General features: G+C 47.8%; 18 protein-coding genes. 11 read left to right on the plus strand and 7 right to left on the minus strand.

Annotated elements, in window-relative coordinates:
- The first annotated feature begins 79 nt into the window (after positions 1 to 79).
- The 10 genes from H6629_21995 (at position 80) to H6629_22040 (ending at position 13,396) form a co-directional block, all read left to right on the plus strand.
- Positions 80 to 5,020: a 2-oxoacid:acceptor oxidoreductase family protein gene (locus H6629_21995; GenBank protein ID MCB9070455.1), complete on the plus strand. Its 4,941-nt coding sequence runs from the start codon at positions 80 to 82 to the stop codon at positions 5,018 to 5,020.
- Positions 5,021 to 5,088: 68 nt separating this feature from the next.
- A complete protein-coding gene (gene rsxC, locus H6629_22000) occupies positions 5,089 to 6,432 on the plus strand; it encodes an electron transport complex subunit RsxC (protein ID MCB9070456.1) in 1,344 nt (447 codons plus the stop codon).
- Between the two features lie 129 nt (positions 6,433 to 6,561).
- On the plus strand, positions 6,562 to 7,584 hold the full coding sequence (locus tag H6629_22005) for an RnfABCDGE type electron transport complex subunit D (GenBank protein MCB9070457.1): 1,023 nt from the start codon (positions 6,562 to 6,564) through the stop codon (positions 7,582 to 7,584).
- A 60-nt stretch (positions 7,585 to 7,644) separates the two neighbouring features.
- Positions 7,645 to 8,361: an FMN-binding protein gene (locus H6629_22010; protein MCB9070458.1), complete on the plus strand. Its 717-nt coding sequence runs from the start codon at positions 7,645 to 7,647 to the stop codon at positions 8,359 to 8,361.
- A gap of 21 nt (positions 8,362 to 8,382) precedes the next feature.
- On the plus strand, positions 8,383 to 9,030 hold the full coding sequence (locus H6629_22015) for an electron transport complex subunit E (protein ID MCB9070459.1): 648 nt from the start codon (positions 8,383 to 8,385) through the stop codon (positions 9,028 to 9,030).
- Between the two features lie 47 nt (positions 9,031 to 9,077).
- Entirely contained in the window at positions 9,078 to 9,659 is a 582-nt protein-coding gene (locus tag H6629_22020) for an RnfABCDGE type electron transport complex subunit A (protein ID MCB9070460.1), read from the plus strand.
- 40 nt (positions 9,660 to 9,699) lie between these two features.
- On the plus strand, positions 9,700 to 9,903 hold the full coding sequence (locus tag H6629_22025) for a hypothetical protein (GenBank protein ID MCB9070461.1): 204 nt from the start codon (positions 9,700 to 9,702) through the stop codon (positions 9,901 to 9,903).
- Between the two features lie 47 nt (positions 9,904 to 9,950).
- Complete coding sequence (locus tag H6629_22030) at positions 9,951 to 10,811, plus strand: ferredoxin-NADP reductase (protein ID MCB9070462.1); 861 nt, start codon at positions 9,951 to 9,953, stop codon at positions 10,809 to 10,811.
- A 246-nt stretch (positions 10,812 to 11,057) separates the two neighbouring features.
- Positions 11,058 to 12,533 (plus strand): aminoacyl-histidine dipeptidase, encoded by a 1,476-nt coding sequence (locus H6629_22035; GenBank protein ID MCB9070463.1) that lies wholly within the window; start codon positions 11,058 to 11,060, stop codon positions 12,531 to 12,533.
- Between the two features lie 14 nt (positions 12,534 to 12,547).
- Positions 12,548 to 13,396, plus strand: a complete 849-nt coding sequence (locus tag H6629_22040; GenBank protein ID MCB9070464.1) for an SDR family oxidoreductase — start codon at positions 12,548 to 12,550, stop codon at positions 13,394 to 13,396.
- 5 nt (positions 13,397 to 13,401) lie between these two features.
- Here the strand turns inward: H6629_22040 and coaD are convergent, their stop codons facing one another.
- From coaD to H6629_22075, 7 genes are all read right to left on the minus strand, one after another.
- Positions 13,402 to 13,896: a pantetheine-phosphate adenylyltransferase gene (coaD, locus tag H6629_22045; GenBank protein ID MCB9070465.1), complete on the minus strand. Its 495-nt coding sequence runs from the start codon at positions 13,894 to 13,896 to the stop codon at positions 13,402 to 13,404.
- Positions 13,893 to 14,447, minus strand: a complete 555-nt coding sequence (rsmD, locus tag H6629_22050) for a 16S rRNA (guanine(966)-N(2))-methyltransferase RsmD (GenBank protein ID MCB9070466.1) — start codon at positions 14,445 to 14,447, stop codon at positions 13,893 to 13,895. The genes coaD and rsmD overlap by 4 nt, the downstream gene beginning before the upstream one ends.
- Positions 14,448 to 14,735: 288 nt before the next feature.
- Positions 14,736 to 15,848, minus strand: a complete 1,113-nt coding sequence (locus tag H6629_22055) for a hypothetical protein (protein MCB9070467.1) — start codon at positions 15,846 to 15,848, stop codon at positions 14,736 to 14,738.
- A gap of 59 nt (positions 15,849 to 15,907) precedes the next feature.
- The gene (locus H6629_22060) at positions 15,908 to 16,849 is read right to left on the minus strand and encodes a hypothetical protein (GenBank protein ID MCB9070468.1); all 942 of its coding nucleotides are present in this window, start codon (positions 16,847 to 16,849) and stop codon (positions 15,908 to 15,910) included.
- Between the two features lie 159 nt (positions 16,850 to 17,008).
- A complete protein-coding gene (locus H6629_22065; GenBank protein ID MCB9070469.1) occupies positions 17,009 to 18,727 on the minus strand; it encodes a hypothetical protein in 1,719 nt (572 codons plus the stop codon).
- Positions 18,728 to 18,898: 171 nt separating this feature from the next.
- A complete protein-coding gene (locus tag H6629_22070; protein MCB9070470.1) occupies positions 18,899 to 19,687 on the minus strand; it encodes an alpha/beta fold hydrolase in 789 nt (262 codons plus the stop codon).
- Positions 19,680 to 20,696, minus strand: coding sequence for an aspartate-semialdehyde dehydrogenase (locus H6629_22075; GenBank protein MCB9070471.1), 1,017 nt, complete (start codon positions 20,694 to 20,696; stop codon positions 19,680 to 19,682). The genes H6629_22070 and H6629_22075 overlap by 8 nt, the downstream gene beginning before the upstream one ends.
- Positions 20,697 to 21,005: 309 nt before the next feature.
- On the opposite strand from H6629_22075, the gene H6629_22080 reads away from it, so the two are divergent.
- Positions 21,006 to 22,307, plus strand: a complete 1,302-nt coding sequence (locus H6629_22080; GenBank protein ID MCB9070472.1) for a polysaccharide deacetylase family protein — start codon at positions 21,006 to 21,008, stop codon at positions 22,305 to 22,307.
- Positions 22,308 to 22,388 lie beyond the last annotated feature (81 nt).

Raw genomic sequence — 22,388 nt, forward strand, 5'->3', positions numbered from 1 at the left:
AAAATCGGCTGTATTTGATATAAATTATTGAAAAATAGATAGATAAATCCACTGATAATATTTCATAAGGATGGGAACCATGTTCAAAAAATCCAAAGAAAAACAAACGTTTAAATATCCGGGAACGCGTGCTGCGATGGATGGCAACACTGCCGCCATTATGTGCGAGCGGGAATCGACCGATGCTGCTGGCGCGTATCCCATCACGCCATCCACCCAAATGGGTGAATATTGGGCGGAAGAAACCGCAAAAGGGCACATTAATATATCTGACCGTCCGCTGATTTTTGTTGAGCCGGAAGGCGAACATGCTGCCGCAGCTGTAACCGCCGGTTTATCGATGACCGGATTGCGGGCATCAAACTTTTCCTCCGGACAGGGTATTGCCTACATGCACGAATCGCTGTATGCCGCGGTTGGCAAGCGCCTCACTTATGTGCTGAACATCGGCGCACGCGCCATGACCAAATCGACATTAAACGTGCACGCCGGTCACGATGATTACCACTGCGTGGACGATACCGGATTTTTCCAACTGTTCGCCAAAAATGCCCAGCAGGTTGCGGATTTGAACATCATTTCGCACCGTGTTGCGGAACTGGCGCTAACGCCCGGCATTATTGCGCAGGATGGATTTTTGACGACCCACCTCATCGAATCGCTGATGATTCCCGAACGCGAACTGATTGCCGAATACCTCGGTCGTCCGGATGATATTATTGATACGCCGACAGCCGCTCAGCGCATCATTTACGGCCCGCAACGCCGCCGCATTCCCGAACTGTGGGATGTGGACAATCCGGTGATGGCCGGCATCGTGCAAAACCAGGATTCGTATATGCAATCTGTTGCTGCACAACGTCCGTTCTTTTTCGATCACATTCAGCAATTGACTGATCAGGCGATGGAAGAATTCTACGCATTGACCGGCCGCGATTACCGACGGGTAATGACCTATCGCACGGAAGACGCGGATTATCTGATTCTCGGTCAGGGCAGCGTTGTTTCCAGCGCCGAAGTGGTTGCCGATTACCTGCGCGAAACCCGCGGACTGAAAGTGGGCGTGGTCAATATGGTCATGTTCCGTCCCTTCCCCGGCGATCTGCTCGGTGGCGTTCTCAAAGGTAAAAAAGGCGTTGCCGTTCTGGAACGACTCGACCAACCCTTGGCAGTAGACCTGCCGCTGATGCGCGAAATTCGCGCCACGGTCACCAAATGCCTCGAAAATGGTCAGGAAAAAGGCAAAAACCTGCCGTATCCCGAACTGGAAGTTTACAAATCATCCGCCGATGCACCGAAACTCTACTCCGGTTCATTCGGTATGGGCAGCCGCGATTTGCAGCCGGAAGGTCTGATCGGCACTATCGAAAACATGCTGCCGGACGGCAAACAGAAAAAATTATTCTACCTCGGCATTGATTTTATCCGCGAAACAGCGATGACGCCGAAACAGGAAATTTATCAGCAAACCATCGAAGAATCGTATCCGAAAGTGAAGGAACTGGCGATTCGCGGCAGCGAAAATCCCAACCTGATTCCTCCCGGCGGCATCACCATCCGTTTGCACTCTGTTGGCGGTTGGGGCATGGTAACCACCGGTAAAAACATGGCGATGACCTTGTTTGACCTGCTCGGCTATCACATCAAAGCCAATCCCAAATACGGTTCGGAGAAAAAAGGCCAGCCGACCACATTTTATCTCTCCGCAGCGCCGGAACCGATCCGCGTGAACTGCGAATATTACTTTGTGGACGTTGTGCTCTCGCCGGATCCGAACGTGTTCCATCATACCAACGCGCTTTCCGGATTGAAAAAAGGCGGCGTGTTCATTATCCAAAGCGAATACGAAAACGCAGACAAAGTGTGGTCGGAAATCCCGGTTCACTATCAGAAATTTATTGTTGATAACGATATTAAAATTTTCTACATCGACGCGTTCAAAATTGCCCGCGAAGAAGCATCCGATCCGGAATTGCAATTCCGGATGCAGGGTAACGCCTTCCAGGGCGCATTTTTCGCTGCATCACCGACCATGGAAAAAACCGGTTTGAGCGAAGAAACATTGTTCAAATCGATTGAAGAACAATTGAATTACAAATTCGGTGGCAAAGGTCGCCGGGTTGTGGAAGATAACTTGCGAGTTGTGCGTCGCGGATTTGACGAAGTGCACGAAATCACCAACAAAACCGTTGGTGCCGGTGTTGCTGCCAACGGCAACGGCAAAGCATCCAACGAACCCGCATTGCCGATGATGCTGAAACACATTCCGCAAAGCGAAGCGCCGACCACCGATATCCATCGTTTTTGGGAACAAACCGGCAGTTTTTATGCCCGTGGCATGGGTAACGATGTGATTACCGATCCGTTTATCGGGCTGAGCGTAATGCCGGCGGTCACCAGCGTTTTCCGCGATATGACCGGTATTCGTTTCAATCACCCGGAATGGGTGCCCGAAAATTGCACCGCTTGCGGCGATTGTTACACGGTTTGCCCGGATACGGCAATTCCCGGTTTGGTCAACGAAGTCGGCGAAGTGCTGGATACGGTCGTCAGCCGGGTGAAAAAAGCCGGTCACAGCGTCAAACACCTGCCCAAAGCCGTGCGCAAAATGGAAAGCAAACTGCACGAAATTCTCGGCGAAGCCTCGGAAAAAGACAACGTTCGCAAAATGATTTCGCAGGCGATCCAAAGCACGATTAAAGACAGCGGCCTGAGCGGCGACGAACGGTCGGAATTGCAAAAAGAATTCCAGTTGTTCGAAGAAATGCTGGGCGATTTCCAGTTCAGCATCACCCGTCCGTATTTCACGCTGTATGAAAAGAAACAGAAAAACAGCGGTGGATTGTTCAGCATCACTGTTAATCCGTATACCTGCAAAGGCTGTATGGAATGCGTTCAGGTATGTAACGACGACGCGTTGCGCGCTATCCCGCAGACCGGAACCACCGTCAAACGTATGCAGGATGAATGGGATTTCTGGATGGATCTGCCGAACTCGGCGAAAAAATTCTCCCGCATTGATGATCTGGAAGAAGGCGTTGGCGCACTGCAAACCCTGCTGATGGACAAAAAGAACTACACTGCATTCGCCAGCGGCGACGGTGCATGTTTGGGTTGCGGCGAGAAAACCGTGGTTCACCTGTTTGTCGCAACTGTGGAAGCGCTCATGCAGCCGCGCGTTGCCAAACATATCGAACGCATCGATGAACTGATTGGCAAACTGGAAAAACACATCCAGTTTAAACTCGTGCAAAATATGGATGTTAGCGATGCATCGGCAATGGGCAAAATAGTCGAAGAATTGCAAGATGGCGACATCACGCTTGCCGGTATTGCCAGCAAAATGGAAAAAATGCGCGGCAGCAACCCGATCGATCAGGATTGGTTGCGCCGGGTTACCCAGCTTATCGCCAAACTGAAAAACCTGAAATGGAAATATACCCAGGGCACGGTCGGCAAAGGCCGTTCAAATATGGGTATGCTCAACTCCACCGGTTGTACCTCAGTTTGGGGCGGCACCTATCCGTTCAACCCGTATCCGTTCCCGTGGGCAAACCACCTGTTCCAGGATGCCACATCGGTTGCGTTGGGTATTTTCGAAGGCCACATGGCTAAAATGGCGGAAGGCTTTAAAGCTGTTCGCATGGCGGAATTGGAACTTGAGGGCAAATTCAAAGCCGAAGAGCATGAAAATTATTTCCGTTATTTCAACTGGAAACAATTCAGCGATGCCGAATGGCTACTCTGCCCGCCGGTAGTTGCATTGGGTGGCGACGGTGCGATGTATGACATCGGATTCCAGAACCTTTCCCGCGCGTTGATGTCCGGCAAGCCGATTAAAATTGTGGTGGTGGATACGCAAGTATACTCCAACACGGGCGGACAAGCCTGTACCTCCGGCTTCTTCGGACAGGTTTCGGACATGGCGCAATACGGCAAAGCCATTCAGGGTAAACAGGAAATTCGTAAAGAAATCGGGCTGATTGGTATGGCGCACCGCACCTCGTATGTGATGCAGGCAACTGCCGCCAATCCCAACCACATGATCGAAGGATTTGTGCAGGGATTGATGGCTCGTCGTCCGGCACTGTTCAACCTGTATACGCCTTGCCAGCCGGAACACGGTATCGGCGACGATATGTCCGCACATCAGGCAAAACTGGCTGTGGAAAGCCGGGCGTATCCGTTGTTCCGTTACAATCCTGATAAAGGCAAAACGCCGCAGGAATGCTTCGAACTCGACGGAAACCCGGAAATGGACAAAATCTGGCCGAATTACACCCTCAATTATGTTGACGGTGGCCGCGAAAAAACGCTGGAAGTGCCGATGACGTTCGCCGATTTCGCACTGACCGAAGCACGTTTCCGGAAGCATTTCCGCAAAGTGCCGCAAGATGCATGGAATGAAAACATGGTTCCGTTCAGCGAATTTCTGGATATGGACAAAGACGAACGCGAAGGCAAAGTGCCGTTTATCTGGGCTGTGGATCGCAAAAAACACCTCAGCCGGGTGATGGTCGCCAGCGCGATTGTGGAATCCGCAGAAGATCGCCGTGATTTCTGGATCATGCTGAAAGCAATGGCCGGCGTTAAAGAAGCGGAAGCTCCGGCAGAAAATCTGGAAGAAAAGATTCGCAGAGAAGTTGTTGGCAACATTGCAGCCGGTTTGATGAAAATGGCCGGCGGCAGCGGCAACGGTTTTGAAGCTTTGGCAAACGGTTCTGCGGCATCCGTCGCACCTGCGGAAGCTGCACAGGCAACCAACGGGGAGCACATGTCTCCATGGATTGATACCGACGAATGCACCTCCTGCGATGAGTGCATCAAGCTGAATAACAAAATCTTTGCGTATAACGAGAACAAAAAAGCCTTTATCAAAGATCCCAACGCCGGTCCGTATCAGGATCTCGTGAAAGCGGCGGAAAAATGCACCGCGCAAGTGATCCACCCCGGACTGCCGGCAGATCGCTCCCAAAAGGACATCGAAAAATGGGTCAAACGGGCTGAAAAGTATAACTAAAGAAGCTAAACAGCGGGGCGGCCAAACCGGTCGCCCCAATTATTACGGAAACTGAAACGAACGACGAAATGTCTGTAAATACTAAATTTAAATCATTTCCTCACGGTGTTCATCCGCCGGAAGCGAAAACGGAAACCAGCGCAATGCCCATTCGCCGATTCCCGTTCGCACCGGTGATGATTATCCCGCTTTCGCAACACGCCGGTAAACCGGCAAAGCCCATTGTCAAGGAAGGGCAGGAAGTGGCACGCGGACAAAAAATTGCCGAACCGGACGGTTTTATGTCCGTTGCGATGCATGCACCGGCTTCCGGAACCATCAAACGGATCAACTGGGCGCCCGCTTCCAATGGCAAAATGGTGATGAGCATTTATCTCCAGCCGTTTCCCGCATCCGGACAGGATGTTGCGGAAGGCACGCCCTGCGATTGGAAAACCGCAACGCCATCCGAAATTCTGAACGCGATTCAGGATGCAGGCATCGTGGGGCTCGGCGGCGCCGCGTTCCCGACCCATGTGAAGTTAAAAATTCCCGAGGGGAAATCGGCGGATACGGTGATTATCAACGGCATCGAATGCGAACCGTTTCTCACCACAGATCACCGGGTGATGCTGGAGCAAACCGACGATATTTTTATGGGCATCCGCTATCTGATGAAAGTGACCGGTGTGCAGAAATGCATCATTGGCATTGAATCCAACAAACTGGATGCCGCCGAACGGCTGAGAAACGCGATTCCTGCTGACCTCGCCGGGAACACGACTGTTGAAGTTCTGACCGTAAAATATCCGCAGGGCGCAGAAAAAATGCTCATCAAAGCATTGCTGAATCGCGAAGTGCCATCCGGCGGTTTGCCGGTGGATGTGCAGGCGGTGGTTATCAACGTAGCCACGACTGCGGAAATCGGGCGATTACTGCCGCACGGTCGCGGTATTCAGGAACGCGTGATCACGATTACCGGTCCGGGCATTACCAAAAAAGGCAATTATTTGATTCCGATCGGCACGCCGCTGCGTTACGCGCTGGAGCAAGCCGGCGTGAAAGCGGATGTCAGCCGGGTTTTTCTCGGTGGCCCGATGATGGGGCAATCTGTTTCCAGTCTCGATATTCCGATCACCAAAGGCACATCCGGTGTGGTTGCGTTCACCGAAGCGGAAACAGCGAGCACTCAGCAAAAAGTATTTCCGTGCATCAAATGCGCTTATTGTGTGGATGCATGCCCGATTTTCCTCAATCCATCGCGGTTGGGGATGCTCGCCAAAAACGGCGATTACGAGAAAATGATGGAAGAGTACCACTTATTCGACTGTTTTGAGTGCGGCTCCTGTTCGTATGTCTGTCCGTCGCATATCCCGCTGGTGCAGTATTTTCGCATCGCCAAAGGCGTTTTGCGCGAGAAAAAGGCATCCTGATACGTTCAGTCGGGGCATGGCGTTGACATACCCAAATGGCGTTTACTTGCTCAACAAATAAAATAGGGTAGTTGAGCGGCGCCTCAATACAATTTTGATTCGGTAATAGCACAAAACGAAAAACTAATTATGAGCATCAACAAAACACTGGAAATACACACTTCACCGCATATCAGCAGCGGATCGAGCACCGATGTTATCATGCGCAATGTCGTTTTCGCGCTGCTGCCGGTTGCCGGATTTGCGATTTATGCATTCGGGTTGGTGGCGCTGTTATCGCTGACGATGGCAACGGCATCCGCTGTGCTGACAGAACATTTTTTGTGCAGATTTAACGGCAAAGAAAGCACAATCGGCGATTGGTCAGCCGCTATCACCGGATTGATTTACGGGTTGACCCTGCCGCCCGGGCTGCCGCTGTGGATGGTCGCGTTTGGTGGCATTATCGCAATTGCGCTGGGCAAATTTTTGTTCGGCGGACTTGGCATGAATATGTTCAACCCGGCGTTGGTAGGGCGGGCGTTTTTGCAGGCTGCTTTTCCGGTAGCGATAACCACCTGGCATCCCGTTTTTGCGGCAGATCGCTTTACATCGTTGCCCAGTTCAACATTCACATTTCCGTTTACCGTTCCGGTTTACGATGCAATTACCGGCGCAACGCCGCTTTCTGCAATGAAATTCGATCACCAGTTTGCCACGGCATACGATCTCGCTTTTGGATTGACCACCGGCTCACTCGGCGAAACCAGCGGACTAATTATTTTACTGGGTGGTATTTATCTGGCTGCCCGGAAAATGCTCAATTGGCGAATTCCGGCATCTATTTTTGTGACGGTGGCAGCGTTGAGCGGGGTATTTTATCTGATCAATCCGGAAATTTATCCTTCGCCAATGTTCATGTTGTTCTCCGGCGGATTGATGTATGGCGCTGTTTTTATGGCAACGGATATGGTAGCATCGCCGGTTACAACGCCTGGCGTAATTATTTACGGTGCAATTATCGGGCTGTTGGTGGTGGTAATCCGGCTGTGGGGCGGTTTGCCGGAAGGCGTGATGTATGCCATTTTGTTCGCCAATGCAGCGTCGCCACAAATTGACCGGTTGATTCAACCGAGGGTTTACGGCACAAAAAAAGTTGCCAAAAGGGCGTAAGCCAAATTTTATTGAAATTTAAAAATGCGATTAACTGCAGAATAAATAATAGGTTAAAACATGAGTCAACCAGACTTGCAAAACATGACGGATCAGCCAAACACCTGGCATATGTTGCGGGCGATGGGCGGCGTGGGAATTCTGTGTGCGGTTTTGATTGTGTTCACTTTTCAGGCGACACTCCCGGCAATCGAAACCAATAAAGCTGCTGCATTGGAAAAAGCTATTTTTGCCGTAATTCCTGGCGCTTCAACAAAAATTGCCTTTAAGCTGAATGAAAACAAACAGTTCGAAGAAGTTGAAAAAGCCGAAAAAGGGGTGCGTGTTGTTTACGCCGGATACAATGATCAAAATGAATTGGTTGGTGTTGCCATCGAAGCCAATGGTCAGGGATTTCAGGATATTATCCGGGTTATTTATGGCTACTCGCCCGAATCGCAAGCCATCATCGGGTTTCAGGTGCTCGAAAGCAAAGAAACACCGGGCTTGGGTGATAAGATCGAAAAAGATGAACATTTTCTGCAAAATTTTGACGGATTGGATATTTCTGTAACGGATGATCAAAATGCCATCAAAAATCCTATTGTGCCGGTCAAAAAAGGTGAAAAGGTGAATCCGTGGGAGATCGATTGCATTACCGGTGCAACCATTTCATCTAAAGCAGTAGCCAATTTGCTGCGCAATAATACCGGCGAATTAATTCCGTTGCTGGTCCAAAATATCGAAACATTGAAAAAAGCCAAAACCGCAACGGATTTATCCGCGGTTCAGCACTGAAAAACAATCAGGTAATGACATATGAATACATCGAAAGACACATCCACCCTTTCCACAGATGAATTTATCAAAGGGTTGTGGCGGGAAAACCCGGTATTTGTCCAGGTGTTGGGCATGTGCCCGACTCTCGCGGTTTCAAACTCCGCTATCAACGCGCTGGCAATGGGGCTGGCAACTACATTTGTTTTGTTGATGTCAAATATTCTGGTTTCTGCGTTGCGAAAATTCATCCCTAAACAGGTACGGATTGCAACCTACATTTTGATCATCGCGACATTCGTAACGATTGTTGAATTCGTTATTCAGGCGATCAGCCTGGATATTCACAAAGCATTGGGCGCGTTCATTTCGCTGATCGTGGTGAACTGCGTGATTTTGGGACGGGCAGAAGCTTTCGCATCCAAAAATACCATCGGCAACTCGGTGATGGACGGTTTGGGAATGGGACTTGGTTTCACCTTTGCGTTGTTGTGCCTCGGTGTTGTGCGCGAAATTTTGGGCAGCGGCAGCCTGTTTGGTTTCCCGGTTTTTGCGGAAAGTTTTGAACCGTGGATAGTCATGATTTTACCCGGCGGCGGATTTTTTACGCTCGGCGCATGGTTGCTCTTTTTTAACGCGATGAAAGAACGCAATGCCAAAAAACAAAAAGCAGAATTGGCAGCGAGCTAAATTTAAGGTTCATCGAAATTAAATTTTGAAAACATACAGGACATATCATGGTTGACGAATCGTTAGGTTATATTTTTCTAAATGCCTGTTTAATCAACAACTTCGTGCTGGCATATTTTCTCGGTATCTGCCCGTTTTTGGGGGTTTCCGGCAAAATTGAAACGGCTTCGCGAATGGGCGGCGCTGTCATTTTTGTGATGCTCGTCAGTTCCGTTTGTGCGTATGGCATCCACTCGCTGCTAATGGCGATCAACGCGCCATATTTGCAGTTGATTTCGTATATCGTGGTGATCGCTTCAACCGTGCAATTGGTGGAAATGATCATCAAAAAAATCAGCCCGGCGCTGTTTCGCGCATTGGGTATTTTTCTACCGCTGATTACCACCAACTGCGCCATTTTGGGGTTGGCACTGTTTCAAACCAGCAAAGGCTATAGTTTTGTGCAGTCCATCGTTTATGCGCTGGGTGCCGGCGTTGGATTCACATTGGCGCTGGTGCTGATGGCCGGCTTACGCGAAGAACTCGAATTGGCAGAAGTACCCAACGTCGTAAAAGGCACAGCGCTTACGCTGATGCTGGCGGGTATCCTCTCTTTAACGTTTATGGGTTTCGCCGGATTGGGCGGTTGATTTTTCAAAATGAACAATAATTAAACATGAGTTTTAAGTTATGATAATGCATTATTTGTTTGCGATTTTGGCAGTATTTGTAATGATGGGAATCTGGTTAATCGTGCAGAAAGCATGGCAAAAAAGCTTCTCCGATTATTCGACAGATGAGGACGCACTCGCCGGACGCGGTGGTTGCCAGGGCTGCAGTTGTTCGCTCATTTGCGAAAAAAAATTAACGGTAATCAATACAGAAAATGAATAAATCAAAATAACGATACCTAGCCCTCGTTAAATCTACGGAGGAAAGAAATGAAGAGTTTATCAGATTATAGTACCGAGAATCAATTCAAAGCCAAAATTAAAAAATCTACGCGCATCACGCCTTACGATACCGTTGAAGTGCGCGATTTGATTCTTGAAGTGAGCAACGGCGATGTGGAATTTGAAGCCGGTCAAAGTGTTGGCGTTCTGGTTCCCGGACCGCACGCCTATGGCAACGATGTGCATTTCCGGTTGTACACCATTGCGGATTTACCCAAAAAGTTGAAATCCGGTAAAACCGAGTTGAACCTCTGCGTCCGGCGTTGCAATTACATTGATGAATTCAGCGGCGAAGAATTTGCCGGTGTAGCATCAAATTATTTGTGCGAACGCGGCGTTGGGGAAGAAATCACCCTGTCCGGACCCTACGGATTGCCGTTCGAAGTGCCGGAAGATAAATCATCCAATCTGTTGATGATCGGGATGGGAACCGGTATTGCGCCGTTCCGGGCGTTCACCAAACATATTTACAACAATGTTGGCGATTGGAAAGGGCAAGTTCGTTTGTTCTACGGTGCCCGCACCGGTTTGGAACTGCTTTACATGAATGACAAAAACGACGATTTCGCCAATTATTACGATGAAGAAACCTTTAAAGCATTCAAAGCGCTCAGCCCGCGCCCGCATTGGGATGATCCGATTGCACTGGACTATGCGATCGAGGAACGCAGCAACGAAATTTGGAAGATGCTAAACGATTCAAAAACATATGTTTACATTGTTGGATCGGAAAAAATTCGCGAAGTGCTCGAATCTGTATTTTCGCGAATGGCGGGTTCCAAAGAAAAATGGCAACGTAAACATGCCGAACTGGTCGCCGGAAAACGGTGGGCGGAAGTCCTGTATTAATCCAAAAATGTGAATCCAAAATTGCGTTATCAGCCTTCAGGATGCCTTCGCCATCGGCGTCTTCCTGAAGGCTTTTTTTATTTTGGCCGGAGAACTTTTTATCCAGCTTGCGCTTTAGTGCGGTGTCGCGTAAACTACCCACAAACTTAGAAAACGCTTGTTCAACAGCTGTTTTTGAATTTTATTTTTTGGGAGAAAACAGCTAAATTTTGTTATAAAACACTCATTTTACAGAAGGATCCAGCCATGAAAGATGCCATAAAAGGGCTTAAGCCGGAATTAATGTGGGAACATTTTTATCAAATCAGCCAGATCCCGCGCTGCTCCCGGCATGAGGACGCAGTGCGCCAATATGTGATCAGCGTTGCCGAACGCAACGGATTGAGCTACAAATCAGATCGTGTGAAAAATATCGTCATCAGCAAACCAGCAACCGCCGGCTGCGAAAAAGCGCCAATTGCCGTGCTGCAAAGCCACCTCGATATGGTTTGCGAAAAAAATAAAGATACCCAACACGATTTCAGCAAAGACCCGATTCGCCTGCTCCGCAAAGATGACTGGATTACCGCAGACGGCACCACCCTCGGCTCGGACAACGGCATCGGTGTGGCGGCGGCACTGGCAGTGCTGGAAAGCACCGATCTGGTGCATGGTCCGCTGGAATTCCTGTTCACCATCGACGAAGAAACCGGGCTAACCGGCGCCATCGAACTTGGCGATGATATGCTCGAAGGTCGTATTCTGATCAACATGGATTCCGAAGAAGACGGCGATATTTACATCGGTTGCGCGGGCGGGAAAGATACCGAACTGTTTATCGATCTCGAAAACGAAGCCGTGCCGGCAAATTATAGCGTCGTTCGCGTTCGTGTCGGCGGATTGCAGGGCGGGCACTCCGGTTTGCAAATTGATGCCGGACTTGGCAACGCCATCAAATTGATCACCCGGTTGTTGAAAGATGTAGATGATACGCTTTCGCTGCGGGTGATGCACCTCGATGGCGGCAGCAAACACAACGCAATCCCTCGCGAATGCGATGCAATTGTTGCGTTGCCCACCGCAAAACTGGGCGAGCTGAAAGCCGCCGCAGCCAAATATCAGGATATTTTCCGCGATGAATTAAAATTGACCGATGCCGGTGTTTTTGTTCAAATCGCCGAAAACGGTTTCGAAAAACCGGGTGAAATGCTCACCCAAAAACAGCACAACACCTTGCTGAATATGCTTTACGCCATGCCACATGGCGTTTTGGCGATGAGCCACGCCGTTCCCGGTTTGGTGGAAACATCCACAAATCTGGCAGTTGTCAAAACAAACGAAGAGAATATCAGCGTTTTAACCAGCCAACGCAGTTCTGTCGGTTCCAGCCTTTCCGGTATCGCGCAAAGTGTTTCGGCGCTCGGGCAATTGGCCGGCACCAGGATTCATCAGGGCGGCGGTTATCCTGCATGGCAACCCAATCCCGATTCCCAATTATTGCACATCGCAAAAGAAGTGTATCGCGAGCTGTTCAACACAGAAATTCATGTAAAAGCAATTCACGCCGGACTGGAATGCGGTATCATCGGCGATAAATATGACGGAATGGATATGATCTCGTTTGGCCCCACAATTCTGGGTGCGCACTCTCCGGATGAACGGGTGCAGATTTCCACGGTCGAAAAATTCTGGAAATATCTCGAAGGCATTTTAAATCATCTGGCGAAACAAAACAGCAATTAATCGAGGAAAAACAAATGTTTACGAAAGACACGCTTTCCGGAAAAAACATTCTGGTCACCGGTGGTGGCAGCGGATTGGGTTTGGCAATGGCAACCCATTTTGCCGAACACGGCGCAAATGTGGCGATCTGCGGTCGCACCGAAGAAAAGTTGAAAACCGCCGCCGCGCAAATAGGGGAGAAGGGCGGAAAAGTTGTTTACAAAACGGTTGATGTGCGCGATTACGAGGCTGTCGGAAAAATGATCGCCGAGCTTTCCGAAGAATTTGGTGAGCTGAACGGGCTGGTCAACAATGCGGCGGGTAATTTTTACTGCCCGTCGGAGGATCTCTCCGCCAACGGGTTCAAAACTGTGGTGGATATCGTGCTGCACGGCACGTTTAATTGCAGCCAGCATTTCGGCAAGAAATTGATTGAAAATAAAACCGGTGGCTCTATTTTGAACATCGTGACCACTTACACGGAAACCGGCTCCGCGTTTGTGCTGCCTTCCGCTTGCGCCAAAGCAGGCGTTTACGCGATGACCAACACATTGGCATTCGAATGGGCAACTTACGGTATTCGTGTAAATGCGATCGCACCTGGACCTTTTCCCACAGAAGGCGCATGGCAACGGTTGATGCCCAGTCCGGAAATTGAAAAACATTATCTCAAACGATTACCAACCGGACGTTTCGGGAAATCGGAAGAACTGGGAAATTTGGCAGTGTTCATGATGTCCGATATGTCGCCATATTTAACCGGCGAATGTGTGACAATTGACGGTGCGGAAAAGTTACAGGGCGGGCAGTTTAATTTTGTGGCGCAAATGATGCCGCGAGAGCAGCTAAAAGGCATGTTCGCGATGATTCGTCCGAAAAAATAGCGCTGTTATTTGCGCTGATCCAACTTTTTTTTCATCGCTTCTTCAATCAGCGGTGGCACAAAATATGAGATATCGCCTCCAAAAGAGGCGATTTCTTTTACAATGCTGGAGTTGAGGTAGGTATATTTTTCATGCGGCATCAAAAAAACGGTGGTGATGCCGTTGGACAGCCGCCGGTTGACCAGCGCCATCTGAAATTCATATTCAAAATCGGAAATCGCACGCAATCCGCGAATAATAGCTGTCGCGTTGACTCTTTTTGCATAATCAACAATCAATCCATCGAAACTTTCCACTTCCAAAACAGCTTTTGTGTCTAACTGATTTATCACTTCCCGAATGAGTTCGATGCGTTCGTCTGTGGGAAACAGCGGTGCTTTGGAGGTGTTTTTTCCGACCGTAACTACAATTTTATCAAATAGTTTCGTGGCGCGTTCCAAAACGTCGAGATGCCCATTGGTTATCGGATCGAAAGTCCCCGGATAGATTGCCGTTCTCATTCAACAATCCCTTTTCGGCTGAAAAAGCTGATGACCGTTCGGTCAAAATGTTTTTGGCGAAGCAATTCCCATTTATCGCTATTTACCGGGAGCTCTACCGTTTTTTCGCATTCCAACACAAATAATCCTGTTTCGCTGAGGTTGGTTTTTTTGAACATCATCGAAAACAGACGATCAAAATCGGCCCATTGATATGGCGGATCGGCAAAAACCAGGTCGAATGGCTGGCGATTGCTTTTCAAAAACATGAGCGAATCTTTTCGTAGAATTTTGAATGGCTCTTCCACTTTCAGAATGCCGATATTTCGGCGCAATACCCGCAAAGAAGACTGGGCGCTATCCACAAATGTCACATTGCTTGCGCCACGGCTCAACGATTCCAGCCCTAAACTGCCGGAGCCACAAAATAAATCAAGTGCAACGGATTCGTTAACAAACCCGCCGATAAGCTCAAAAATATACTCTTTGATTTTGTTTGTTGTTGGTCGGATGGATTGGTCTTTCGCAGACTGAAGTTGCCTGCCTTTGTACTTACCGGATATAATCCTCATAAAACTCTCGTATTTAAATTTGTATAAAATAGCGAATTATTTTCGTTCACTTTCGGCAAAAAACAGCATGCAAAGCGGGTGACATTCCCGGAACAATTCCATCGTTTACCAAGGTTGAAAAGTTAACAAATTGCAGCCGTATAACAAAAGGCTAAACAAAATTCATTTTGCCTTCCGTTGGCTCAGGAAAAGCGATACGAAAATAAATTAGGTTGGGAAAATGAACCACTCAAATTCCCGAAGGTGCCGATTTATGCGAATCGGCGCCCCGGATTGTGTATCAGAAACTTATCGAACCGGTGAATAAAATACCAGTTCCAGATTTGCAGTTACGGCGTTGCTGTTAATGGATGTAGCATTGGGTGTAAATAACGACATTTTTAGCAGGTTGACTGAGGGGAATTGTTTTGCCAAATCACCAATAAAAGCGGTAACGGATTTTTGTGTACCGCTGATCCGCACATAATAATTGGTTGCCGTTAACGTGCCCTGACGGGATTGATCGCCACGTTTCAAATATGTGATTCGTGTATTGTGCTGTTTGCCCAATGCTTTTGTTGTTGCGTCAAAATTCTGGTCGTTTAAAACGGTGTTAAAAGATTGCGCCTGCGGCGAACCGGATGTTTCGGATAACCGCATCGAGAAATTGGCGATCACTTTCGATCTTCCGGAAACCGTTGTTGCTTCGGTGCTTTCCAGTTTTGGTGAAATATTACCGCCCAACGTGCTTTTGAGGCTGGTGCTGTAGCGATTGGCGGCATCTCGCGAGTCCGCCAGAATGCTGGTGTAGGCGTATCCATCCGTAACCACCACCATTTGGTGGTTGCCGCCGGTTGCCCGCGATTCCAGCAAACGATTCGCAAGATTGATCCGATAGCTGTTTTCTGCCGAATTCAGGCGATATTGCGCAGCAATTTCCGGCGGAATATTGGATTGCGGCTGAGTAGGTGTTTCGGTTGCAACCGGTGTTTGTGTTTCAACGGTTTGCGGCACTGTTTCAGGTTGGGGCTCATCTCCGCCTGTTATCAGCGGTAAAACAGCATAATAGAGTATCGCAAGTAGCAATATAACAGCCGCTGCGATGCCCAGCATTTTTACCCAAGACCCCTTATTTTCATCTGTTTTTGGTGCAAAATCTTCATCGAAAGATTCCACATGTTCTTCGGTAGTTTTTAATGTTTTCGAAAATGAATCATCAACCGGTTCCGAGTCTATATCATCGATTGCAAATAGTTGGTTGTCGTCAACGGTTTCCTCCGGTCTGGGCTGGAATGTTTCTCGCTCGGATTCAAAAAAATCCAGCGATTCATCCAAAAGGGTTACGTCACTATCTGTTTTTGGGCCTGTAAATTCCGGTGCTTTTTGACCCTTCGGAATATCCAGTAAGTTGAGATTTATCATAGTTTTTCTCACATTTAAAGTGATAATGTGCGGATAGCATTTGTTAGCATGCTATCAATTTACATTATTGCATTTGCCAAAGGTTCGATAAAGCGATAGAGTTCGTCTTCCAGATTCTTTTCGTTCAAAATTATCTGCCAGTCGTTGACTTCCATTGGATTTAGGATTCGGGTAGTCGGAAGGTTTTCTGATTGCAGGGCATCTACCAGTTTTTCCCGGAGATGTGTGCCAAACAGGTAAATTTGGGAAATCGAATACAGCGGGAAATCTACCGAACCCGGACGTTGGATGTCGTCAACCATTGCAACAAAAAAATCGGTAAGTTGTTGATCATCCAGTTCATCAATTTTTTGCAGCGATTTCGTATACGGTTTGAAAGCATAATTCAAAAAATTGCTCTGTGCGGAAAGCGTAACTTCTACACCGTGTTCTGTAAAATTTGCCAGCATGGTTTCGCCAAGCATGTTAGGGTAAAGGCGGCGGAACAGTGCATCCAGCGCAAATGTATTCAGGTTGATCTGGGTCAGGCTCATTTTTGCATTTGCGGCAACATCGCGGAACAGGGCAAATAATTTTTTCCGGAAAGCGACTACCAGCCGTTCCTCCAGAAAATTATTTTCCCGGGAATATTGTGGCGTATAAATCAGGTAATCATCCAACGGCGAAACCAGTGTTTCAGATAGCTCGCTATGGATGATCTGCTCGTGCACAGCCTCTGGAACATATTGATCCAGCAACACTTTTTTAACCAGCCCGAAACGGGCAGGTAACAAAAATCGCACATTCTCGGTGGTCATTCCGTTTCTGCTGGCCAGCGATGTTAAACGATTGGCAATTTCGAGCGCAGCGGCGGGTTTGGTGAGGTTTTCGTAACTAATAACAAAGGGTAGTGGTGCTTCCACTACCCTTTTGATGTGTATAGACTGATCGGAATCTGCTTCTGCGAGCAGCCAAATGAGGTAATTATCTTGAAAACTTATGCTATTGACTAATTCTGCCATTCCAGCGTTTCTCCTGTTCCGTCGTCCGGCGGTTCAGTATCAACACAACCGTGTTAATTACAGTAAGTTATGATTTTGGCAAATATAAATTAGGATTTAAGCCCAATCTACATTTTTTTCATATTTTCGTAATTAACGCAGCAGAATTATGCAAAACTACTACTCAGCTTCCCAACTTTTCTGACCGTTTTCGATATACCCATGATTTTCATGAGATTTGCTGAAAACATAATGCACGGTTTCATTCTGTCCGTTGAGTGTTTCCAAAAGTGCTTTTTCAATTTCTTTTGCCGAGGCAACCATCTGGTCTGCATCTGCAGCATTGAAAGAGGATTTCATTTCTTCAATAATGCTGTACACGTTTTGGAAAGAGGCGGAAAATGACGGCACGTCACGCTTAACCCTGGCGGGAATTTTATTGTTGTTCTGAATCAGCGAATCCAATTGTTTGGTTTTGGTATCAAAATAATTCATTCGTTCCACCAGATCGCTGACATCTTTGGTTTTGATCCGTGCGGCCAATGTATCCATTGGATTAAGGATATCTTCGATAACCGGTTTCATCACGGAAAGGCGTTTTTCGTTATTCACTTTATCCACAAAATTTTTGAAATTGGTGACATAACGATAAAACTTAATGTTACCCAAATCCTTCATTTCTGCAGATACTTCTTTGATTCCCAACAAAATATCCGTGCTGTAGCGGCTCAATCGATATTCGTTTTTGGCGTCATCCATTACTTTGATGGTGCTATCCAACGAATTGTGGATCTGGTCGATATATTGCACAAACGGAATATTCATCAACGGCTGCGATGCGGATTTCAATTCATTTTGGAAGTTGTCCAGCAGATTCGGTGATTCAACTGTCAGGTTGGAGCTGCCTTCTTCGTAGCTAACCAGATATTTTTGCTCACCATCGAATACATCCGGATCGTAAAAATTGCTTTTATCCAGTTTCACCAGAATCGAATCGATTTCGTTAAGTTGCATAATACCGTTGTTTTCGGTTGTCAAGAAGTTGTCGGGTTCCAAAAATGTGTTGTACACTTTGCCGACGCCGGATTTGTATTTCTGGAGTGTATTAACATCCTGCTGGCGATTGAGTGTTGCTAATTCCGACATTGCGGTGTTGATACGATCGATAAATTTTTTCAAACGGTCAGCAACGCTGGAAACCTGCATGATATCGGTTTTTTTAATATCTTTGACCATATCGTTGATGAGCGAATATTGACCGGACCAATAGGACTGAACCCGATCCATTTCAATTTTGGGCAGATAAACCACCATTGAATCCACATAGCGTTGCGCCATTTGGGCAACATTTTGCAATTTGTACTCGTTCATGCGTTCCTGAAGTGTGCTGAGCGAATCGATATAATTACGCAATTTGCTGAAATTTGGGAATTCGGCTGATGCAGTAATTTTGTTCAGGTTTTCCACAACTTTGGCTTTGTGTTCCATAATGTTGTCGTGGCGCTCGAAATAACGGGTGTTAAATTCCAGATCACCACTGATTTCCCGCAGCGAACTGGAAATGGGAATCATCGCGCGAATGGTGGGAACATCCAGAATGCGGTTAACGCTGTCGTTGAGGACATGGGTCAGCCGACCAATTTTTTGACGCTGATTTAATGCGGAGTCAGATTTGATAAAATCAACAAGGTATTCCAGCGAATCTTCGGGCATGAAACGCTTTGTTTTGCCGTAGTAATACATCTGAGCTTCGTAAATCGAGTTCATGTTGTCGCGGCTGGTTTTTTCGAGATGTTGTTCTTCCGACCAAATTTTCCCGGGTAAAGATATCACCTGCCACAAAGCGAGCGCACACACTACAATCAATAATTTTAAAATGATTGATCCTTTGGCCGCCATGAGTTTCCTCCAATAATGATTATGTTAATCGGGGTTATCGCAATGGTTTAATTTCAAAAAATACAAAGCCTCCAATCGGGCAAGTTTAACAAAATATGCGGAAAATGTCAAACCCATTTTGAAAATTAAAATCCAAGTGATTTATTTTCTTTGAGTTGGGTGCGCTAAAAATCAGTGCTGAATTTCGTTGATAAACAGCTCAATCTGGTTAAAAATTTTCTGTTTTTCGCCGTCAACGGAAATTACGTGATACGAGTTTTCCAGCGTGAGTAACTTCTTTTTTGTCGATGAAATTTTGCCGGAAATATGGGCCAGATTTTCATAAGTGATCGTGTGATCGCGGCGGGAATGTACCAGCAAACAGGGTGCGTTTACGGCGGGCAACTCACCGTCCACATGCTCAATCAAATGCAAAAATTCTGTTAAACTGGTCAGAGGATAGTAGGGATAAGATGCACTTTTGGCTTTCGCCGCTTTATCGCGAATATCCGGTCCTTTGGATTTGTAATAAAAGCGCAACACCTGTTTGGCCAACGGCAGAAACGGTAGACGCCAGTCTTTCACGAAAATGGCAGCAGCCATGGTCACCAGCCCATCCACCGCAAAATTGGCGGCAACGTGCAACGCCAGTGCGCCACCCATCGATTGCCCGGCGACGATCACGGTTTTGTATTGTGATTTCATCGTCAGATAATATTGTTCCGCTGTTTCCAGCCAAGTTTTGAACGAAATGCCTTCCAGGTCATCCGGCTTTGTGCCGTGTCCGGGTATCAGCGGGACCCAAACTGCATAGCCTTTGCTGGCGAAATGATACGCTAAATCCCGCCCTTCGTATGGCGAGCCGGTAAATCCGTGAAAAAAAAGGATGCCAGTGTTGCCCTGATCGATAAAAATGGGTTCTGCCCCGTTCATCACTTCCGGCGGTGTTGCCGGAAGTTGTGGCAAAGTTTGTTCAGGCATGAACGCGTTGCTCCTGCATTTTCAATAAGTATTCGGCAATTTGGACAGCATTTGTGGCGGCGCCTTTGCGCAGATTATCGCTGACAACCCACAGGTTCAGCCCGTTTTCGATGGATGGATCACGGCGGATCCGCCCGACGAAAACCTCATCGCGATTGTGGGCGAAGCGGGGGAGCGGATAGTGATTGTGCTTCGGGTCATCCTGCAAAATAATACCGGGGAAAACGCCCAGCACTTCGCGAACTTCTTCCAGCGAGAACGGCTTTTCCGTTTCGATATTCACCGATTCCGAATGCCCGCCGATCACCGGCACCCGAACGCAGGTCGCGCTAATCTTTATGCTGTCATCACCCAAAATTTTTCGGGTTTCGTTGACCATTTTCATTTCTTCTTTGGTGTAGCCATCTTCATAAAAAACATCGATATGCGGCAGGCAATTGTATGCGATGGGATGCGGATACGCACCCACATTTTTTTTGCCGCCGTTGTGCAATTCATCTTCCAACTGGTCGACAGCTTTTTTGCCGCTGCCGGTTACGCCCTGATAGGTGGAAACCACAATTCGGCGAATGCCGAACGCATCGTAAAGCGGTTTGAGCGCCACCACCATTTGGATGGTTGAGCAGTTCGGGTTGGCAATAATGCCCTGATGTGCGGTAATTGTCTCCGGATTCACTTCCGGCACTACCAGCGGAACATCCGCATGCATGCGCCATGCGCTGGAATTGTCGATCACAATTGCACCGGCTGCGGCAGCCGGTTTTGCCCATTCGCTGCTGACGCTGCCACCGGCGGAAAAAAGCGCGTAAGTTACGCCATCAAAAACAGTGCTGCTCAGCGGTTGCACGGTAACGGGTTTTCCGCGAAAAGTCACCTGCTTTCCGGCGGAGCGTTCCGACGCCACCGGCACCAGTTCCGACACTGGGAAGTTGCGTTCTTCCAGAACCTGAATCATCTTTTGACCGACCAAACCGGTCGCTCCGACAACCGCAACGCGAACATTTTTCATAATAAAATTCTCCATCTAAAACGGTTAAAATAAACGCACTTAGGCGTTGGCTTTCGGATGGGACCTCCGGTAACCGTTTTTTTCGTGGCTAAAAATCCAAAATTTTTGGATGTAATGCAAGGATGATTTGTTCGTAAACGAATTCTGCAAAGTTCAATTTTGGATTTATCCGGCAGTGGGCGCATATTTACACATTCGGGTGTTTTTTGATATTTGAATGTAAATTGTGACGTGCATTGCGATTAAAAGGAATTATTTTGGATATGTTTAAACGCCCATTCAGGAAAAATTATTGCCGGAGTGCAACCGATGAAAGCCCATGTTTGCCAAAATCATACAGACAGGATCACCAAAACCCGCTGCTATCGCTGCAAAACGTATATTTGCACAGATTGCATTTTGCATCTGGATCGCCATTATTTTTGCAGCAAAAAATGCTTTTGGCTAAACCGTTGGGATGAATTTTGGCAAAACCTGTCCAAACGAAAACTGGAGCTGCTCGCCGGCTGGAATGTGTTGCTAACGCTTGCGTTGATCGGCGCTTTTCTGCTGATCTGGCGTGGTGCGGGACATGCGGATTCCGTTGAAAATAATGAGACTGAAGTATCGGAAAATCAACCGTTTATGCTGGCTGCGCCGCTCGATTCGCTCAAAAAAATCAGTGGCGATATTTTCACAGAAAACAGCACTTCCAGCGAATACACACTAAGCCTGAAAGTGCAGCGCGGCTGGATTATCAACATCTGGCGAAATGACTGGCCGGTAGTCAGCGAGATTGCCACGAAAGACAGTAATCGCCAGTTTGTCATTCCGCTAACCTACGATGTGAACGATATCCGCGTGGGCGTTTGGAACAACCGGCAGCAATTGGCAATGGATCGCCAGTTTCAGGTCATATACCGGAGCATGATGGTAGAAACGCTAAACCGTTCAGTTGCCCGGGGAAATCCGGTACAGCGGCGGGTGTCGCTCACGTTCGACGGCGGATCGCTGAATACCGGCGCAACGGAAATTCTCGATATTTTGGCGGAAAACGACATCCGCACCACGGTTTTTCTCACCGGACAATTTGTTGAAAAATACCCGGATTTGGTGAACCGCATTTTGGCAGACGGGCACGAAATCGGGAATCACACATACAATCACCCGCATCTCACGCAATACGACAGTCTGAAAAAACATATCACCGCACCGGAGGTAACGCGGGAATTTTTGCAGCACCAGCTTCGCCGGACGGACAGCCTGTTTTTCGCGCTCACCGGCAAAAAAATGCAGCCGTACTGGCGTGCGCCATTCGGCGAAATTAATCCGGATATCATCAAATGGGCTGCAGAAGTTGGGTATATGCATATTTACTGGAGTCGCGGACTGGACACGCGGGACTGGATTTCTGATCCCTCGACACTTGGATTTCAAACGCCATCGGAAGCTTATTTCAAAATCATCGAAAAAGACAACGCCCGCAGCGAACTCAACGGCGGCATCGTGCTGATGCATCTCGGCACCGAGCGTGAAACAGAGCCGATGTACAGCATGCTTCCCGGGCTGATTCGCGATTTAAAAGATCGCAACTTCGAAATCGTCAGCATTTCAAAATTATTAAATCCCTGAACATTTTGTGAAAATTATGGTTTATATTCTTGCATGCGTATTCCGCGCAGCGAATCAGATGTTTCACAGATGTAACGGGTA

Source organism: Calditrichia bacterium (assembly GCA_020634975.1).
GTDB lineage: Bacteria > Calditrichota > Calditrichia > RBG-13-44-9 > J075 > JACKAQ01.

Coding starts and splice junctions, on each gene's coding strand:
- H6629_22075 (MCB9070471.1), bottom strand. CDS start 20,696: ATGAAAAATGTTCGCGTTGCGGTTGTCGGAGCGACCGGTTTGGTCGGT.
- H6629_21995 (MCB9070455.1), top strand. CDS start 80: ATGTTCAAAAAATCCAAAGAAAAACAAACGTTTAAATATCCGGGAACG.
- H6629_22010 (MCB9070458.1), top strand. CDS start 7,645: ATGAGTCAACCAGACTTGCAAAACATGACGGATCAGCCAAACACCTGG.
- H6629_22005 (MCB9070457.1), top strand. CDS start 6,562: ATGAGCATCAACAAAACACTGGAAATACACACTTCACCGCATATCAGC.
- H6629_22055 (MCB9070467.1), bottom strand. CDS start 15,848: ATGATAAATCTCAACTTACTGGATATTCCGAAGGGTCAAAAAGCACCG.
- H6629_22030 (MCB9070462.1), top strand. CDS start 9,951: ATGAAGAGTTTATCAGATTATAGTACCGAGAATCAATTCAAAGCCAAA.
- H6629_22080 (MCB9070472.1), top strand. CDS start 21,006: ATGAAAGCCCATGTTTGCCAAAATCATACAGACAGGATCACCAAAACC.
- H6629_22015 (MCB9070459.1), top strand. CDS start 8,383: ATGAATACATCGAAAGACACATCCACCCTTTCCACAGATGAATTTATC.
- H6629_22035 (MCB9070463.1), top strand. CDS start 11,058: ATGAAAGATGCCATAAAAGGGCTTAAGCCGGAATTAATGTGGGAACAT.
- H6629_22020 (MCB9070460.1), top strand. CDS start 9,078: ATGGTTGACGAATCGTTAGGTTATATTTTTCTAAATGCCTGTTTAATC.
- rsmD (MCB9070466.1), bottom strand. CDS start 14,447: ATGAGGATTATATCCGGTAAGTACAAAGGCAGGCAACTTCAGTCTGCG.
- H6629_22070 (MCB9070470.1), bottom strand. CDS start 19,687: ATGCCTGAACAAACTTTGCCACAACTTCCGGCAACACCGCCGGAAGTG.
- H6629_22040 (MCB9070464.1), top strand. CDS start 12,548: ATGTTTACGAAAGACACGCTTTCCGGAAAAAACATTCTGGTCACCGGT.
- H6629_22065 (MCB9070469.1), bottom strand. CDS start 18,727: ATGGCGGCCAAAGGATCAATCATTTTAAAATTATTGATTGTAGTGTGT.
- H6629_22060 (MCB9070468.1), bottom strand. CDS start 16,849: ATGGCAGAATTAGTCAATAGCATAAGTTTTCAAGATAATTACCTCATT.
- H6629_22025 (MCB9070461.1), top strand. CDS start 9,700: ATGATAATGCATTATTTGTTTGCGATTTTGGCAGTATTTGTAATGATG.
- coaD (MCB9070465.1), bottom strand. CDS start 13,896: ATGAGAACGGCAATCTATCCGGGGACTTTCGATCCGATAACCAATGGG.
- rsxC (MCB9070456.1), top strand. CDS start 5,089: ATGTCTGTAAATACTAAATTTAAATCATTTCCTCACGGTGTTCATCCG.